The sequence below is a fragment of the Bacillus sp. AR13-1 genome (genome assembly GCF_008042285.1).
Classification (GTDB): Bacteria; Bacillota; Bacilli; order Bacillales; family Bacillaceae_G; genus Bacillus_A; species Bacillus_A mycoides.
Genome location: NZ_QNUA01000024.1, coordinates 1 through 18,528, shown reverse-complemented (window position 1 = coordinate 18,528; position 18,528 = coordinate 1). Strand labels below are relative to the sequence as shown.

At 33.4% G+C, this 18,528-nt stretch carries 15 protein-coding genes and 4 pseudogenes; 15 read left to right on the top strand and 4 right to left on the bottom strand.

Annotation, left to right across the window (positions count from 1 at the left end):
* A pseudogene (locus DN408_RS32100) lies at nt 1–408 on the bottom strand (BclA C-terminal domain-containing protein); the annotation flags it as partial.
* 307 nt (nt 409–715) lie between these two features.
* Nucleotides 716–859 (bottom strand): annotated as a pseudogene (locus DN408_RS18805) (DUF4183 domain-containing protein); the annotation flags it as partial.
* 457 nt (nt 860–1,316) lie between these two features.
* Here DN408_RS18805 and DN408_RS32520 point away from each other — a divergent pair.
* From DN408_RS32520 to DN408_RS18775, 5 genes and pseudogenes are all read left to right on the top strand, one after another.
* Nucleotides 1,317–1,897, top strand: a pseudogene (locus DN408_RS32520) (DUF6944 family repetitive protein).
* A gap of 153 nt (nt 1,898–2,050) precedes the next feature.
* On the top strand, nt 2,051–2,173 hold the full coding sequence (locus DN408_RS18790; protein ID WP_087944756.1) for a DUF3983 domain-containing protein: 123 nt from the start codon (nt 2,051–2,053) through the stop codon (nt 2,171–2,173).
* 310 nt (nt 2,174–2,483) lie between these two features.
* A complete protein-coding gene (locus DN408_RS18785; protein WP_078178565.1) occupies nt 2,484–2,966 on the top strand; it encodes an ArpU family phage packaging/lysis transcriptional regulator in 483 nt (160 codons plus the stop codon).
* Nucleotides 2,966–3,508, top strand: coding sequence for a site-specific integrase (locus DN408_RS18780; RefSeq protein WP_078178564.1), 543 nt, complete (start codon nt 2,966–2,968; stop codon nt 3,506–3,508). Before DN408_RS18785 ends, DN408_RS18780 begins: the two co-directional genes overlap by 1 nt.
* 679 nt (nt 3,509–4,187) lie before the next feature.
* Nucleotides 4,188–5,177 (top strand): ABC transporter substrate-binding protein, encoded by a 990-nt coding sequence (locus DN408_RS18775; protein WP_001261484.1) that lies wholly within the window; start codon nt 4,188–4,190, stop codon nt 5,175–5,177.
* 564 nt (nt 5,178–5,741) lie between these two features.
* Here DN408_RS18775 and DN408_RS18770 read toward each other — a convergent pair.
* Entirely contained in the window at nt 5,742–6,071 is a 330-nt protein-coding gene (locus tag DN408_RS18770; protein WP_033733937.1) for a WGxxGxxG family protein, read from the bottom strand.
* A 345-nt stretch (nt 6,072–6,416) separates the two neighbouring features.
* Here DN408_RS18770 and DN408_RS18765 point away from each other — a divergent pair, with 345 nt between their 5' ends.
* The gene (locus DN408_RS18765) at nt 6,417–6,932 is read left to right on the top strand and encodes a DUF3231 family protein (RefSeq protein WP_002168501.1); all 516 of its coding nucleotides are present in this window, start codon (nt 6,417–6,419) and stop codon (nt 6,930–6,932) included.
* A 329-nt stretch (nt 6,933–7,261) separates the two neighbouring features.
* On the opposite strand, the gene DN408_RS18755 is transcribed toward DN408_RS18765, so the two are convergent.
* Nucleotides 7,262–7,999, bottom strand: a complete 738-nt coding sequence (locus tag DN408_RS18755; protein ID WP_059038030.1) for a hypothetical protein — start codon at nt 7,997–7,999, stop codon at nt 7,262–7,264.
* Between the two features lie 109 nt (nt 8,000–8,108).
* On the opposite strand from DN408_RS18755, the gene DN408_RS18750 reads away from it, so the two are divergent.
* The 9 genes and pseudogenes from DN408_RS18750 to DN408_RS18710 all read left to right on the top strand — a co-directional run bounded on the left by DN408_RS18750 (nt 8,109) and on the right by DN408_RS18710 (nt 18,290).
* Nucleotides 8,109–8,756: an HD domain-containing protein gene (locus DN408_RS18750; protein ID WP_002012557.1), complete on the top strand. Its 648-nt coding sequence runs from the start codon at nt 8,109–8,111 to the stop codon at nt 8,754–8,756.
* Nucleotides 8,753–10,648 (top strand): ABC-F family ATP-binding cassette domain-containing protein, encoded by a 1,896-nt coding sequence (locus DN408_RS18745; RefSeq protein ID WP_002127139.1) that lies wholly within the window; start codon nt 8,753–8,755, stop codon nt 10,646–10,648. Before DN408_RS18750 ends, DN408_RS18745 begins: the two co-directional genes overlap by 4 nt.
* Before the next feature lie 75 nt (nt 10,649–10,723).
* Nucleotides 10,724–11,455: a Bax inhibitor-1/YccA family protein gene (locus DN408_RS18740; protein ID WP_002127140.1), complete on the top strand. Its 732-nt coding sequence runs from the start codon at nt 10,724–10,726 to the stop codon at nt 11,453–11,455.
* A 94-nt stretch (nt 11,456–11,549) separates the two neighbouring features.
* Nucleotides 11,550–11,804 (top strand): DUF4318 domain-containing protein, encoded by a 255-nt coding sequence (locus tag DN408_RS18735; protein WP_002012563.1) that lies wholly within the window; start codon nt 11,550–11,552, stop codon nt 11,802–11,804.
* A 631-nt stretch (nt 11,805–12,435) separates the two neighbouring features.
* Nucleotides 12,436–12,609: pseudogene (locus DN408_RS18730) on the top strand (transposase domain-containing protein); the annotation flags it as partial.
* Nucleotides 12,610–12,730: 121 nt separating this feature from the next.
* A complete protein-coding gene (locus DN408_RS18725; RefSeq protein ID WP_147740290.1) occupies nt 12,731–13,006 on the top strand; it encodes a hypothetical protein in 276 nt (91 codons plus the stop codon).
* A 134-nt stretch (nt 13,007–13,140) separates the two neighbouring features.
* Nucleotides 13,141–15,252, top strand: a complete 2,112-nt coding sequence (locus DN408_RS18720; protein WP_147740289.1) for a hypothetical protein — start codon at nt 13,141–13,143, stop codon at nt 15,250–15,252.
* 238 nt (nt 15,253–15,490) lie between these two features.
* Complete coding sequence (locus DN408_RS18715; protein ID WP_147740288.1) at nt 15,491–17,404, top strand: AAA family ATPase; 1,914 nt, start codon at nt 15,491–15,493, stop codon at nt 17,402–17,404.
* A complete protein-coding gene (locus DN408_RS18710) occupies nt 17,397–18,290 on the top strand; it encodes an HNH endonuclease family protein (protein WP_147740287.1) in 894 nt (297 codons plus the stop codon). The genes DN408_RS18715 and DN408_RS18710 overlap by 8 nt, the downstream gene beginning before the upstream one ends.
* The last annotated feature ends 238 nt before the right edge of the window (nt 18,291–18,528 follow it).

Here is an 18,528-nt window from a genome sequence, read left to right as displayed (position 1 = left end):
TGGCAATCCGGTAGGTCCAGTAGGCCCTGGAGGTCCACCAGAAGGTCCAGTTACTCCGGTTATGCCGGTAGGACCAGTAGGCCCTGGAGGTCCACCAGTTCCTGGCAATCCGGTAGGTCCAGTAGGCCCTGGAGGTCCGCCAGAAGGTCCAGTTGCTCCGGTAGGTCCAGTAGGTCCTGGAGGTCCACCAGAAGGCCCGGTTGCTCCAGTTATTCCGGTAGGTCCAGAAGGTCCGGTTGCTCCGGTTATGCCGGTAGGTCCAGTAGGCCCCGGAGGTCCACCAGAAGGTCCAGTTACTCCAGTTATTCCAGTTATTCCGGTAGGTCCAGTTATTCCAGTAGGCCCTATTTGAGGCAAAGGAAAGGAACATGGAAAGGGTATGTGACAATTCTTTTTAAATTTACTCATTTTTACACCTCCCTTATAAATTAACTACCAATGTATATTTATACTTTAACAACTTATGAGTAAACAGACACACGGGTGTAAGGAAAAAACCTACAATAATTACATAAAAGGTTTTAAGAGCAAGCCTTTATTTCACATTCCATACCAAAAAGAGCACTATATATAAGTGCTCTTTTCGAGAGTGAGTATAAATTCCTATCATTCTATACTAGTATATGCACTGTATTATGTAGTTGCTACTAAAGTTAATGTCAGTTTTTAAAATTAGAGGTTTCTTTTAATGAAACCTCTAAAAAGACAACTAAAGTTACGTTATAGTAAATTCAATTGCAATAGGAGTATCTCCATCTAGGACGGCTCCGCCTACAATAGTAGCAGCTGTAGTAGTCACACCAGTAATAGTATCGCCTGTTTGAATAATGCCATTAATATAAAGCGTAAAAGTAGAGAACATTTAAAAGGACCCGATTAGGGGACGGGTCCTTTTAAGGAAACACTAAACCTTCATATAATTACCAATAGATTACCATAAAAGGAAAATGATTTCCGTCAATTAGGTGTTGAGAAAGCTTTTTATAAAAATTTCATTTTGTAGTAGTTTAAAACATAAATAGAGCACTTAATAAAGTGCTCTCGTGACGAGATTATCCATTTGTAACGACTAACTTATTTTATATAAAAAGGAACACAAAATATTTTATGTGTGTCCAGTCAATTACGTGCATTTTTAAAAACAAAGAGCAGCTAGCAAAAGCTAACTGCTCCAAACAGGGATTTAACTCTAGATGTATGTATAGTATTGACGAAATATTGAGTTTTATTCAGGAGGAAGGGGAGTAGGCCATTAACATGAAGATGTGCCAATTCATATCCTGTAAGTACTAAATTAATGACGGGATAGATTGAGAATGGATGATCCGATTAAGGAGATAGTTGGCGCTTGGTTTGTTGCAGTAGGGACAATTATTGCTGCGATTGGGAGTACACCTTTAAAAAGATTGAACAGCGAATTAAGAAAAGACTTGAACGTATGGGGGAATGTATTACAGGCAACGGGGAATGGTCTGGAGGCTGATGGACAAGGAGAAATATCCCTTGATCAATTGGTAATGTAACGGTTCTAACAGGACTCATTATAGAATTTGAAGATGAAACACAAAAAAAATCAGTGATTGCAGGAAATTGGATACAAGCATTAGGTGGTGTTACATCAATAGGTGGGGAAATAGAGGATAGTTCCAATATAGATGAATCGTATAACATTGTCGGGAATGTGTTACAAGCAACTGGCAATTCATTACAGGCAATAGGTGGAATAGATGAATTGAAAGCTAGTCGGGATAAAGTGGAGGGAATTTCGGAAGGCGATGAGGAGGATGGACAGCTTATAGTGATTACGGGAAGTTCGGTCCAAGCGGTCGGTTCAGTAGTTTCATTAATCGGTCAAATAAGAGAAGAAAGCCAAGAGATAGAAGAAAGTATTTCATAGAGAACTTAATAAAATAATCCTTTTGTGGGGAAAAGGAATTTATAAAATAGGTACAATTCACGTTTAGATTATTTTTGAATGTAATAGGTATCAAAAGGAGCAAAACGCTCCAAAATGGAAATGAGAGACGTTTGCATGAAAGGGATGAGGAGAATGGCAAATGCAAAGAAAAAGAAAATAAGAAGAGCTATTGCTCGTCGTGCGATAGCCGTTGATAAATATCAAGTTAACAAAGCTTGGAGAAGTATCTTTGTGCAGGCTGGTATTATCAAATAAATGAAAACAGAATACAGTCCGGCTAGAAAACTAGAGGACACCAATTCATTAAAGTAGCAGTTAAAGCTGTTTTAAGAATAGGTGTCCTTTTTATTTTGAAAAAGGAGATGGGGAAATGAAGGTGCTAAAGGATTAGTTACGTGAGTGGAAAAAGCAATCAAAACAAGCAAAGAAGAAAAATAAGAAAAAACGAAAAGAGAAATTTAGTACTTGTGAAATTGAAGAGTTAATGGGAGTTCGTGGACCACGTTATGAACGTAGACGTGGAGCGTTAAGATAAAAGTAAAAAAATACAAAGGAGTGGTTCTACATGACTAAACAATTATCTTTCTTACCAAAAATCGATAGATCAGCAACACAGGAGGAATTAGAAGGTGTGTTGGAAAGCATACGTATACATAGGCAATTTGGGATGATGCGCAAAGAAATGAAGGTCACTCCTTCTTATGAAATGCGTGAGCACGGTCCTACACATGCAGTTGGTAAGCCGTTAGAAGATATTGCTATAGCAAATATTCAACAAAGTAAACGAGAAGAATGGCTTGAAAGGATGTCATTACGTATTAATCAATTTCTAAATCGATTAGGAAACGGACGAGCAGGAAGTATCCAAAGAGATATTATTTATAAACGCTATTTAGAAGAAGAGGATGTATGTGATTACATGGTCTATAACGAAATCGGAATGTCAGAGCGTACTTATCGACGTTGGAAGTCTAAAGCCTTTTATAAGCTCGCTTTTGCACTTGGATTAGAAGTTTACGAGACAGAAGAGACTGGAGGTAATGAATAATGAATTTTGTTCAGCCAATACGTGATTCAGAACAAATACAGTATTTAAAGGAGTACTTCAAGGACAAAAGTGATCGTAATTATATTCTGTTTATCATGGGGATTAATACAGGTTTGCGAATTAGTGATATTTTAAAATTGAAAGTAAGTGACGTAAAAGTTAGTCATATATCTATGCGGGAAAAGAAGACAGGCAAACAAAAACGTATTCAAATTACTGCAGCATTAAAAAGAGAACTTAAATGGTTTATTGAAGAAAGAGAAGACAATGAGTATTTACTACAAAGTAGACAAGGGAAGAATCGTCCAATTGGTCGTAGCATGGCATATAAGATATTAATTGGAGCAGCGGCAGAGTTTGGATTAGATGAGATAGGAACACATACGTTAAGAAAGACGTACGGGTATCATATGTACATGCAAACGAAAAACATAGCATTACTCATGGAGATATTCAATCACTCGTCAGAGAAGGTCACGTTACGTTATATAGGTGTAAACCAAGATGCAATGGATAAAGCAATGACTAGGTTTAAAATCTAAGCATTGCTTTTTTCTTTTAAATTTAGGGGTATCGCCAGCATTTTTGCCCCCCCACGCTAAGAGCATACAAAATTTTATACAGTTTTGGACTAATCCAGTAACAAACGAGAACCCGAAAACCCGCGCCAGGATAGGGATGTATAAAATAATGCATAAATCCGTAGAACAAAAAAGGAGGTTCCCTTGTCAGAGTAAGGGGCCACTTTTTCCTTGCTACCAATAACGATAATTATGTAAATAAGCTGTCCACATGGGCGCTTATTTTATTTTTCCAAATAGCGTAGGTTATTTTGCAAAATATTGGTGGTATCCCATCACCATCAAGTTAAGAATTTGGTTGCTCCCAAAAACGAAAAAATGTGCTTTTTTGTTACAAGTAGCACAAAATTTCGTTCTGGGGGTACTATAAAATTTTAGCTTGATGGCTATGGGGCGGGACTCTTATAGGAAACTATAGGCCAAAGTATAATATAAAGGACCCACCAAATTTGAAAAACTTTCAGATGTGGAAGGTTATTCTTTGAATCATTTCCGTATTCCTATCTAGCTGATTTCTTATATTTTGTCAGATATTTCAATGCATTTTTAAAATATCTGACAAAATATCATTGACAGTTTATTAATTTATACATCAGTATTAATAATGAAAATCATTATCGAACTTATCGGAGGACTTACTATGCGTACATATTTAAAGACGATACTTAGTTTATTGTCAGCTCTTTTTTTAGTGTTCATAGCTGCTTGTGGTAGCAATGAAGTGTCAAAAGAAAAAACAGAGTCAAAATCAAACAAAGTACAAGGTTATACCGTTAAACATGCTATGGGTGAAACAAAGATCACAAAAACTCCTAAACGCGTTGTTGTTTTAACTAACGAAGGAACAGAAGCGATTTTATCAATGGGAGTAAAGCCTGTTGGTGCTGTGAAATCTTGGCTAGGGGATCCATGGTACGATCATATTAAAAGCGATATGAAAGATGTTAAAGTTGTAGGGGTTGAACATGAAGTCAACTTAGAGAAAATTGCATCGTTAAAACCTGATTTAATTATTGGTAATAAGGTACGCCAAGAAAAGGTGTACGATAAATTAAGCGCAATTGCTCCAACTGTATTTTCAGATACACTAGGAGGCGATTGGAAGGAAAACTTTAAATTATATGCAAAAGCTTTAAATCGTGAAGAAGAAGGCAACAAAGTATTAAGCAAATTTGATGCACACCTAGAAGGTGTAAAACAAAAATTAGGTGATAAAGTAAATCAAGAAGTTTCTGTTGTCCGTTTCATGGCTGGAACTTCTCGTATTTATTACACAGATTCTTTTTCTGGAGTTATTTTTGATCAATTAGGTTTTAAACGTGTGAAACAGCAAAAAGAGCTTTTTACTGCTAACAGTAAATTTGGCAACCTTGCTATAGATGTAGGAAAAGAAATGATTCCTAAAATGGATGGAGATGTTCTTTTTTACTTTACATATGCGCCAGAAAATGATCAAAAAGCTTTAGATAAAGCAAAAGAAATGACAAGCGATCCTCTTTGGAAAAATCTAAATGCTGTTAAAAATGGAAATGCACATGAAGTTAGTGATGCAGTTTGGAATACTGCTGGTGGTGTAATTGCAGCTAACAAAATGTTAGATGAACTTGAGAAAATTATGCTTAGCAAATAAGATTTCAACTTCTTAATTTTTTTATAGTAAGGCCGGAGAGTATAAAAATACTTTCCGGCTTTTACTATTTTTTAATGGAAACTTTTGAAGGGGTAGCACCACATTGCCATCAACCTAAGAAAACAGGTCACCCCCAAAACGATTAATAAGCTTTTTCGTTACAAGAAAGCCTAAAAATTTCGTTCTGGGGGTGTAATAAAACTTTAGCTTGATGGGCATGTGGTGGTATCCCTATACAGTTACTCATAAATTTCGTACTGTGTAACTCAAAAGAAAAGGTTTTATAAAGTCAATGATAGCAAGGGATTTAGTGATAGACTCAGTTACACACAATATAAGATATGGGTAAGTGAAGAAAAGGCATAAAAAAGGAGCGTAGTTCGTCAAATAGATGTAATGCTCTATTACTATTAAGTTAAGAAATTCATTGTTTCCGATTAATTGCATCTGTTTATTGTGATTCTTATTGATTTTAAAAAATAAAAAATCGCCTTATTAAAGGCGATTCATTTTGTATTATTTTGATAAATAAATATCTTTTAAAATTAAATACAATGTTCTACATTAACGTGTTTCTGGATCTTTGTCTTTTTTTCTAAGACCAAATAATCCTAGTAGTCCCAATAAACCAAGCCAAGTCCAATTATTATTTTTATTACGATTATCCTTTAAATCATTTGTCGTATTTACATTTCGAGTTCTCACATCATTATTAACTCTATTCATGTTATAGTCATTAACTCTATTCGTGTTATAGTCATTAACTCGAGTTGTAGTATTATTATTGTTAACTCTATTCGTATTATATCCATCGTATTCAGCATGGACGCTTGTACCAAAAACCGTAATAGTTAGTAATAGGGCACCTAAAATAGATGAAAGTTTTTTCTTCATGGTTTTCCCTCCTTTCGTATTTAGTAATGTCTCCAGTTCCTTTAGACAATATTCGGTTGAAAATACATAAAACCATTTGAATTGAAATTCCGATAAACCTCTTTAATTTTTATTATTAAAAGTACTTATAATAATGGATTAAGTTAATTGAAATGTATTTATTCCTTATAAGAATAAATTTTTGGTAACGGTACATTCTATGAGAGGTAATTACTATATTTGGGTAAGGTGTTCCTTATGAGTTATAAGAACTTATTTTCTTTAATCCAGAACATGGTTGGGAAAATTTTTTCTATAGTAAGTATTGTTGCTAAAAGTCTAATTTCTTTAAGGAGGAATATTTTCATGGGTATTTTAAGTGGAAATCCACAAAATGAACCAATGCACTACGGAGAAGTCTTTGGGATTTGGAGTTACCTTGCAGCTGCACAAGGAGCAATTGCTGGATATCAAGTTCTTATTAACCACACAGGAGACGAGGATTTAAAGAAATTTTTAGAAAACCTTGTAGAGAATGATATCCAATCAGAAGTTGAAGAATTAAAAAATATATTAAAATTGAATGGAGTTGCATTACCACCAGCACCTCCAGAAAGACCAGTTGCATCTATTGAAACGATTCCTCCTGGTGCTCGTATTAATGATGCGGAAATTGCAGCTAAAGTTTCTATGGATCTTGCTGCTGGGTTAGTAGCATGTAGCCAAGCTATGGGACAATCTCTACGAGAGGATGTAGGAATGATGTTTGGTCAATTCCATTTAAAAAAAGCACAAGCTGGAGCTATATTACTTCGTCTGAATAAGAAAAAAGGTTGGATTATTCCACCTCCATTACATGTTCTACAATCAGATCAAGCATAATGCTTAAATAAAAATTCAATTTATTCTTTATGGCTGCTGCAGTGAGATTGTTTAGGGAAATAAAGGCGATTAGCAAATTAAAATAATTGGCAGAGTCGTGACCGCTTTTTGGTAGTATATGTGCCGATTGTTTTGGAATTAGCATGTTATAGTTGTATTGTGAGTAGTAGGGGAAAACATTGCTCACAAATAATATAAAAACACGTGAAAAAATATGAAATCCCCTTTTGCAATAGAATATAATATAACAAATAAAAAGTGTCACAAATGCTTGTATAACAGGCATTTGTGACACTTTTCTAGTTTTATATAATATAAAATGAACCACCTTAAAACTGCTCATTCTTCTCCCAAGATTCAACAATATAATGAGCAATCGTTGGGTTGAATCCTTTACCAACTAAGAACATAATTGCAGCAACCTCAGTTAAAGCGTGTTGATGTGATGTATGTTTTGCTTCATTTAAACCGTAATCTACCCAAGGTTTTACGAAATCTAGTACAGGTTTCTTTAAAGGTAAAAACTGTGTACCGACAACTTGTTGAATTTGTTGTTGTGTTGGTTCTGTAATAGGTCCTGGTGGTAAAATTTGTGGCTGTGTAATATCGAATGTTGGACCAGGCGGTAAAATTTGTGGTTGCGTCGGATCGATAGTTGGTGGTGCAGGTGGGGAGACACGTTGTTCGGAGTTTGGTTGATACATTGGCTGTTGTGGCTGATTTGCATATGGATTTTGCTGATATTGTTGTTCTTGGGTGCGCTGCGGTACATATGGATTTTGTTGTTCTTGAGTGTACTGAGTTGTGTATGGATTTTGCTGATATTGTTGTTCTTGAGTTGGAGATGCTGCATATGGGTTTTGAGGATATTCATAATTTGGACGTGTGTCATATGGATTTTGTTGATATTCAGCTCCTTGAGTTTGCGGTGTTGCGTATGGATTTTGTTCGTATTGTGGCTCTTGATGTTGTGTCTCTTGCTCCTCATATTGTTCGGCATATCTTTGTTCCTGATGTTGAGGGGAAAATGGTTGTTGTGGGTAAGGCGGTTGGTTATTATAGAACATTTTTATTCCTCCTTCATAATGATGCCTACCACCTAGTGTATGGGCGGACAAGAAAATATGTGATGAAAAAATGCGGGCGTGTTACAATAAGTAACTGGGTGAAGATAAAATGATAAAACAAGAAAAAATACAAAAAACAATAACTTTCGTAAAGCATATTTTAGAAAAAGATGCGAGTGGGCATGATTGGTATCATATTGAACGCGTACATAAATTGGCGATTTCTTTATCCGAGCAAGAAGGGGGAAATCGTTTTATAATTGAAATGGCAGCATTACTTCACGATGTAGCAGATGAGAAGTTAAATGAGAGTGAAGAAGCAGGAATGAAAAAAGTTTCTGATTGGTTAGAAGAGTTACGTGTTGAAGAAGATGAAAGTAAGCATGTTCTTCATATCATCGCCAATATGTCTTATAAGGGCGGTCATGGTGGCACAGTTGAGTCACTTGAAGGTAGAATTGTTCAAGATGCGGATCGTTTAGATGCTCTTGGTGCAATTGGAATAGCTCGAACGTTTGCATACGGAGGAGCGAAAGGGAGATTAATGTATGATCCAACTATCCCTCCTCGAGAAGTGATGACGAAAGATGAATATAGAAAAAATAATGATCCATCTTTAAATCATTTTTATGAAAAGCTTTTAAAACTAAAAGATTTAATGAACACGAACGCAGCAAAACAAGAGGCTGAAGTTCGTCATCGTTATATGGAACAGTTTATTGAACAATTTATGAAAGAGTGGAATGCACAAATATGAAAATGTTAACTGTGGAGAACTTATCGAAATCATACGGAGAAAAACCGTTATTTGATGGATTATCATGTAGTATTACAGAAGGACAACGTGTCGGAATTATCGGTGTAAACGGTACTGGTAAATCAACGTTATTAAAAATTATTGCAGGATTAGAAACTCCTGATACAGGTGATATGACGCATTCACGCGGATATACAATTAGTTATTTATCACAGCAACCAGAGTTTGATGAAAAACTAACAGTATTAGAGCAAGTGTTCCATGGTGATACACCTTTAATTCGTCTTCTTCGTGATTATGAACAATCGTTATTAAATATCGAAAAAGATCCAAGTAATGAAAAAGTACAGGAACAATTATTTGCAGTGCAGCAACGTATGGATGCGATGAGTGCATGGGAAGCAAATGCGAATGCAAAATCGTTATTAACGAAATTAGGAATTACTGATTTTACAGCAACTGTTGGAAACCTATCTGGTGGACAAAAAAAGCGTATTGCAATGGCGCAATGTTTTATTGAAACACCTGATTTATTAATTTTGGATGAGCCTACGAACCACCTTGACCATGAGACAGTTGAATGGTTAGAAGAATATTTAGCAAGATATACAGGTGCGGTATTACTTGTAACCCATGATCGTTATTTCTTAGATCGTGTGACAAACCGTATTTTTGAATTAGATAACGGTAAACTGTATAGCTACGAAGGAAACTACAGTACATTTTTAGAAGCGAAAGCACTTCGTGAAGAGCAAGAATCGGCACAAGAATCAAAACGCCAAAATTTATATCGTCGTGAACTTGCTTGGATTCGCCGTGGTGCAAAAGCCCGTTCTACGAAACAAAAGGCGCGTATTCAGCGTTTTGATGAGCTGAAGGGACAAGAAGGACCAGCAGCGAAGCAATCAGTTGATATTGCACTAAGTGGAAGTCGTTTAGGAAAGAAAGTACTTGAATTAAAAGATGTAACGAAAAAATTTGGTGATAAAACAGTATTACATAACTTTAATCATATTGTGAAGCCTGGTGATCGTATCGGAATTATCGGAGCAAATGGAAGCGGAAAATCATCACTATTAAATATGCTTGCAGGAAAATTCTCTCCTGATAGTGGTGAAATTGAAGTAGGACAAACTGTAAAGGTTGCCTATTATACGCAAGAAAATGAAGAGATGAATTTAAACCAGCGTATGATTGAATACATTAAAGAAATTGCGGAAGTTATTCATACGACAGATGGAAAAGTAATTGGCGCATCTCAAATGTTAGAACGTTTCTTATTCCTACCGCATTCACATGGAACAACGCTTGGTAAACTATCTGGTGGCGAAAGAAGACGGTTATATTTATTGCGTATTTTAATGGGAGAACCAAACGTACTATTACTTGATGAGCCTACGAATGATTTAGACACACAAACATTAACAGTGCTAGAAGATTATTTAGAAGATTTCCCAGGTGTCGTTTTAACTGTATCGCATGACCGTTACTTCTTAGATAAAGTAGTAGATGAATTGTTCATCTTTACTGGCGAAGGCGAAGTGCGTGAATTCCTAGGTAGTTATACAGAGTATTTAGAAATGGAAAAAACGAGAGAACTCATTGAGAAAGCAGAAGTTCAAAAGGAGAAAAAAGTAGTAGAAGAGGCTCCGAAACAACAACGTAAACGTAAACTTTCTTACAATGAGCAGCGTGAATGGGAAACAATTGAAGATACAATTGCACAACTAGAAGAGAAACTTGAATCAATTGGAGAAGAACTTACGAATGTTGGATCTGACTTCACAAAGGCCCAAGAATTATCTGAAGCAGGGCAGAAGATAGAAGAAGAGCTAGAAAAAACGATGGAACGATGGAGTGAACTATCCGACATCGTTGAAGGATTAAAATAAAAACAAGCTGCATATATTGAAAAGTAAAGAGAAAAACTTTACACTATTGGTAGAACCTATTTTAGGAGGGAAAAAATGAGAACATCTAATCCAATGTTGAAAAAAGAGGCATTCCGTAAAGAGGGAGCAAATACTTCTGCGATGACTATTGGCGGAACAGTAGGCAAAACGTTTATCATGCTTATCTTGCTGCTTGCAACGTCTGTCTATTCATACATACAGATGACGCAAGGTACGATGAAAATGCCAGTATTAATTGGTGCTTTAGTTATTGCGGCAATCGTTGCATTTGCATCTATCTTCTTCCCGCGCATATCACCAATTGGTGCACCGATTTATGCGGCAGTAGAAGGGGTAGTGTTAGGAAGTATTTCAGCAGTTTATGCAATGAAATTTCAGGATTCTATCGTTTTAAACGCTGTATTACTAACAATCTCAATTCTATTTGCGATGTTAGTTTTATATGCAACACGCGTAGTGAAGGTAACTGATAAATTCCGCACAGGTGTTATGGCAGCAACAATGGGAATTATGGTTATGTATTTAATCGTATTCTTATTAAACATGTTCGGTGTTTCTGTTCCATATATTCACCAAGGTGGAACAATTGGTATGATCATTAGTGCAGTTATTATTGTAGTTGCTGCATTAAATTTATTACTAGATTTCGATTTAATCGAAAATGGTGCACGTAGCCAAGCTCCAAAATATATGGAGTGGTACAGTGCAATGGGTCTAATGATGACGCTAGTATGGTTATACTTAGAAATTCTTCGTTTCGTTTCTTACTTTACGAAAAATGACTAATAAAAAATCCTGCATGAAATGTGCAGGTTTTTTTATTTTTAAAGATAAATTGAAAATATGGATGTTGGCGACTTAAATTGAAGGGGGATGGAATATGATGAAAGAGAAAAAAGGGATTATGAAAAAACTATTTTCTAAAAGTTTTTTCATAGAACTAGATGACGCTTTAACATATCCATCAGCAGAAGTTATTCGTTCAGCTATTGAAAGCTATGCGGCTAAATGTAATGAACAATTAAAAATTGAGAGTAAAGTTAAACCGATTACTTTCTACTTAGAAAATGTAATGTACCGCGCTGAAATAAAGATGGCCCGGGGAGGATATTACATATCTTGCAGTGAAGTATAATATTTTTGGAAACCTTACATGTTTATACTATGTAGGGTTTCTTTTTTTGATTTGTAAGATATAAAGTAATAATTTTTGCTTACAAACATATCATTTTGCGCTTTTTACCCTTCCAACATTTTTCTTTACAATGAAGAAAAATATGTGAGGTGGTATAACTTATGATGAATCTTCTCTGTACATTACTATGTAGAAATTAAAATATACAGGGTGATTATAGCTTAATTGAGCTTTAAATTCAGAAATGGATGGGGAGAAAAAACTACACACTATATGAATAGGTGTGTAGTTTTAATTTGTATACAAATTAAAAAATGTAGATACAATTTTATTTTTATAATAGGACGTATACATAGTTTATGGTAATTTTGAAAAAGATTTATTATGAAATTTTACACTCATACATTGAATGAATTTATACAGGCGTTTTTAAAATTTTAGGTGAAGGGAAAAGAGAACGTTTTATTGGCCAACTGGGCATCCAAGTTTGCCACTTACCATATCAAGACGATAATTGAGATGGCTTCTTGATGGATTGGCTCTTCAACAAAAACGGGGGCATCAAGCTGCACACGCGAGAACCATTCTATAAAAATCATATATATAAAAGGAATTTGAATGATTTTGTCGAATGGATTTACCTATGAAAACAACACCTTCACATTCAAACCAACCCACAATTGAATCACTTCAAGCTCAAGTAGAGGAACTCACAGCAAAAGTGAGAGGGTATGAAGAACAGTTTCATCTTAGTCAACAAAAACGGTTTGGTACGTCTAGCGAAAAAATACCTAATAATCAAATCGCTCCAAATCGAAAACACTTTCCGTTGATGATTTTAGTAGGAAGATCTTTATAAAAAATGGCTGTAAATATTAATTTAAAACATTTATATAAATGAATTTAAATATAAAGGGGATGGTCATATGTCAGAAATCATTTATAAACCAATTATGGAATCTGAGGTAAAAGTATCTGAAACTTATTCTATTTGTATTGACAAGTGCATGAAATTTGAAGATGGTATAGAAAAAGGTGAACAGGTTGTAATGCGGTATAAAAAGAATGGTATAAGGGTTCCAAGACAGCCTGCTTTTAATGAGCTAAATATTACTGAAGCAATTATAAATGCTTATAAAAATGGTGTTTTTTCAAGGGAGGCATTAGAATTATTGAAGAATGGTATTAATGAAATAGAGTGATTTATGAAGAAACTTTGGAGTAAATGTCTTGTCAGTCTAATTTTGAAGGGGAAGAGTTTCATAAGTCTTTCCTAATAAGTATTACCTCAGTAATGAAAAACTAATACAAGAAAGTAGAAAAGGGTGTAAAGAATTTGTATGAACAGCTGGAAGAATTATTTTGTAAGTATGTAGATGATTTATCATATTTATCTAATGAACAAGGAATTAATTTTACTTATATAAATAGGGAATATAATTTTAGCTTCCCAGATGAATCCTATACAGAACTTCTAATAGGAGAATTAATAAAAAAACTTGAGAATTTATTGATTGAACCAAATGGGCTGTTTATTTCTAAGTTTATTAGATTAGGCAACCACCTTGTATTAAAACATCTAGTAGAAGGTAAAAAAATAAAAGCTTATTTAGAGATAATACAGCAAATCCAGTATAGGTTTAGCAATGTGTATATAGTTCCGCTGAGCGAGGAAAATCGCTGGAAAGAGATAATTAAAATAATTATCTATATCAATGAATTGAGCAAAGAAAAATGCATATATATAAAAGACATTGAAAGTTATACGACGGAATATCAGGTTGGAAAATCAGTTCAGTTTTTAATTGAAAAAGGTTATCGATTTAGTGTTAAAGAAAATCAAATTGCTTATTTAGAAAATAGTTATTTGCGAATTGCTAATGACATTGAAAAAATTATAGTTGAATTGGGCGGAATTAATGTTATCCAAGAGATATTTAAAAGACTTAATGGAACTTATAGTTCTGAGTATAAAAGATTCTTATTAATTAGAAAGACAATTGGTTTAACAGGAAATAATCCCGTTGAACCAGAAATTCCTTGGGGTTATTTAATAGGCTTGAGTGCTAAAAATTTAACTCATAGATGCTTTAAAAAAGTAACAAATCAGGATGAAATTAATAAACAAAAGGAGTATATTAATCAGAAATTTGATGAACTATTTAATTTATCAAAGTCTTATATATCATCTTTAAAAATTCAGGATTTTGACCCATATCAACATATTTCTATTGAGGTTGAAGATTTACCGATATATATAAGAAACAATGTTTTGTATGATAACATAGTACAACTACAACAGTGGAATCCAACTCTTATTCCTGATTTACTAAAAGGATTATTGGCAAATTATTTTGAGTTAGAGATAGTAAAGAAGCACTTACCTTTTACCATAGATGAATTTGTAATTACAGCAAGAATAGTGTTAGGAATGGGGAACCCAAGAAGAATAGTTAAAATATCAAAAAATAACATATTGGAAAAGGCAAAAATTAAATCTGATGTATTAGATAGTATATTGAAAATTATTTCTAAAAAAAGAAAGAGGATTAATAGGGGATTTCTTGTACCAAACCAAAAGAATGAAATATTTAATAAACCTTTAGTACAAGTAGATGAAGAGGAATATTTATTAATTAATCCTTCACTATGTTCTTTTGGTTTTTTTGAGGCGCTTGCTCAGGAATTGAGAGCATTTATGACAGACTTTGATAGTAGGCTTGGGTTTTATTTAGAAGATTATATTAAAGAAAAGTTACTACAAAAAAATATAAGTTTTTTAAATGGTTACTATGGTGATAATGAGGAATGTGATTTACTTATCGACAATGATAAAAGATTATTCTTTTTTGAAATAAAGAAGAAAACCTTGACACAGGATGCTATATCAGGAAATGATGTAAGGATTTTCGACGATTTATCTAAAAGTTTAGTTGCTACCCAAAAACAATTAGGAAAACATGAGATTCATATAAAGAAAGAAGGAGCGATGGAACTCAGAGAAAATAGGAGTAATAGAAAGGGGAAAAAAGGGCAAATAGAAACGATAGAACTTGATGGTCGGGTAATAAGTAAAATAACGATTTCCCTAAATGAATTTGGATTTTTCAATGATACATTAGTAGTGACAAGGTTACTTTCAAATATTATAAAAGGGGATGTAAGTAGTAGAAACGAGGAGAATAATAAACAATTAGAGCAATTTAGGAAGCAAGTTAAAGAGCTAAGAGAGCAAGTAAAAGTATTGGGACAGTTAAATCACAATGAAGGAAATTTTAAGCCATTTTTCAATTGTAATTTTTATAGTTTACAGCAATTGTTGACCATACTTAAAGATTCATATTCTAAAGAAGACTTTATTAAAAAAATCAATTCAACCCATCATATAACAATGGGTACATGTAATTTTTATTATGAATATGACCAAGTAAATAAAAATTACCGCTAACTGTGGGAAAGTCATATATGAAACAATAAAAATTACTTTATACCTGTGGATAGAAATTAAATGATTAAAAATATACAGGCGTATCCTTGTATATTTTTAATTTTTAAGATAATTAATTTTTACTCATTATACAGTTTGGGGATGTAAGTATAAGAAGTAAGCTTATAGTTTTAAAGATGTAAAACCATAGGAAAGTAATTTTAGACATTTTTCGAAAGAATATTTATGGAGGGTTACAATGATAAAAATTAATAAATACAATCTAATTAATGAAAAACTTGAAACAGGAGAACTTGTTAAATCTAAACTAAATTCTAATAACAAGTGTGCGTATTGCGAGACAGTATTTTTAGATGGGGATTCATTGGAAGTTGATCATTTGAAACCGAAAGCGCTATATCCAGATCTATTTTATGATATGAGTAATTTAATTTGTGCTTGTCATTCCTGTAGTATGAGTAGGGGATCTAGGTTCCCGCTTTCTCCAAATCAAGAACCATTATTATTGAATCCTTATATAGATGATCCAGAAACAAACTTTCATTATGATAAAAATGGAATGATCTTTAGCGAGACTGAAAAAGGTAATGTAACTATAAGTACGTTTAATTTAAATAGATTGGACCTGTTGCATCGACGTTATAGGCAACTAGAAGCATTTCAAGAAAATTTAAAGAATAATCCAGGTATTTATATTTCAGACGATGTTGAATTTGCGGGTATGAAACGATATGTTGCGAAGAATTGGAAAGAAAGTGATTCCTCGGGAGAGGGTCATCAAATAAATATATTAGATGAAGAATATTTTATAAACGTAAAAAAAGAATCTCTGATTTTCCAAGAAAATTTAGAAATTTATAATCTGGAAAATAAAAATGAAAAAACTTCAAATTACTATTTTAAGAATCGTATAATTGAACGTGTTGTTATAAGAAATTTTAAAGGTATTAGTTTGTTAGATATTTCACTACCAGGGTACCAAGAAGAACGAGCTCCTTGGTTGATGTTACTCGGGGAAAATGGGACCGGAAAAAGTACTATTTTAAAGGCTATTTCATTAGCATTGATGGGAGAAGAGACAAGAAAGAAATTAAACTTAAAACCATCCAAATTCATAAAAACTGGTGCGAAGTATGGTTACGTTTCAGTACAATTGAGTGGTTCTTTAAAACCAATAACATTAAGATTTTTTAAGAATGATGAGAAGTTTTACGGTAGTAAAGGGTTTAAAGATGTAAAGGTATTGTTATTGGCATATGGATCCACACGTATATTATCACACAATGATGATAATGTGGAAGAAAAAGAATTTACTCTTAGAATTGAAAATATGTTTAATCCATTTGTTCCAATAAATAGTGTTAAGAAATCTTTTTATACTATCTCTGATAGAGATTTTGCTGAGATGGGGGAATTGCTAAAAAAACTATTGATGTTAGGGGATGAATATAACTTTATAAGAAAAAATCAAAAGGTGTTTTTAAAGAGTGGTCGAAAAAGTGAAGTTTTAATTGAAGATTTGAGTGATGGTTATCAATCGATGATTGCATTAGCTAGTGATATTATCATGGTGATGAAACAATACTGGGATAATATAAAAGAGGCTGAGGGGATTGTACTAATAGATGAACTTGACTTGCATTTACATCCTCAATGGAAGTTGAAAATTGTTACGCAACTTAGAACAGTTTTTCCAAGAATTCAATTTATCTGTACTACACATGATCCACTTTGTTTAAGAGGATTACATAATAATGAAATTAATGTAGTTAAAAAGTTAGATGAAAAGGTCTATTTAATTAATAGGCTTCCAGATTTAGAAGGAATGAAAGTAGATCAAATTCTTATGGCAGACTATTTTGGGCTTCATTCAACTTATTCGGAGTATTTTAATAATTTATATAAAAGGTATTATGAGCTTGTAAATAAAGAAAGAACTGAAGCTGAAGAGAAGGAATTCACAAATTTAGAGGGGACTATAAACAAATCAATGGTTTTAGGGGACACAAAGAGAGAAAGAATATTGTATTCTGTTATTGATAGTTATATTGCCAGAGAATCTAAAGAATTATCAAATTATGATATCAGTCCCTCTTTAAAAAATAAGCTAATGGATATTTTGGATCCAACAAAGGGAGAGTATCATGATTAAGGTCAAGCCTGAAACAGTGCCAACGGAATTGGAACTATCTAACTCATTAAGTGTTGGATATGTTGAAACAGCAAAAGCAATTGAATTATTTTCTGATATGGAAAATGCACGTGGAAAATTTAATTTTTCAGCTTATCGTTGTGACGCATTAAAAAAGAAATTGAAGAAAACTTTTAATGGGAAATGTGCATATTGTGAAAGCAAGATTGCAGGTATAGCTGCAACTGAGATTGAGCATTATAGACCCAAAAAAGCGGTTAAGATTAATGGGAAGATGAAATATCCAGGATACTATTGGCTTGCTGCAGATTTTAATAATTTATTGCCTTCATGTCCAGCTTGCAATCAAATAAGGAAATATGAATTGGAAGATGGTACGTGTATAGCGAGTGGGAAGGGGAATGAATTTCCTATTGTAGATGAAACAAAAAGAGCAAAAGTTCCTGGTGAAGAAGTTAATGAAGAACCATTATTATTACACCCCTATATAGATGATCCATATAAACACTTGAAGTTTTTAAGTAATGGTTTTGTGAAAATAAAAAATAACTCTTCAAGAGGTGATATGTCCATAAAAATTTATGGATTAGATCGACCTGAACTTGTCCCAGATAGGAAAGAACAATTGATTCTTGTGCGAAAGGATCTTGTTAATATAATGAAGGTAATCGACCAAATAAAAGATACACAGAATGAAAGTGGTCTGCAGAATCTTAAAAGTATTTATAACAGTCACTATCGGCAATTGAAGGTTTTTATGAGAAATAGATCAGCTTTTGCAGAAGCGTCTCGACAAATAATTCATCCACTTTTAAAAGGTATCAGAGCTGAGTATAAAAAAGCTTTAAGAGAAAAAAGGCAAAATGCCACTTTACATGAAATTTAACAGGATATCACTTCAAATTGTTAATACAAAAATAAAAATTTAGTTAAAGGTTCATATAAAATTTGTAAACCGTTCTATGAAGCAATAAAAGTGAGAGGTTAGAAAATTCAGGTTTTGGTGTTAAAGTATATTTTTTAATGATATTTCAGTAATAACAGTATCATTATTACATATGTAGTTTGATATAGTATCGGGTGTTAGCATAAATAACAACACAAAATAAAAAATAGAAGCTACA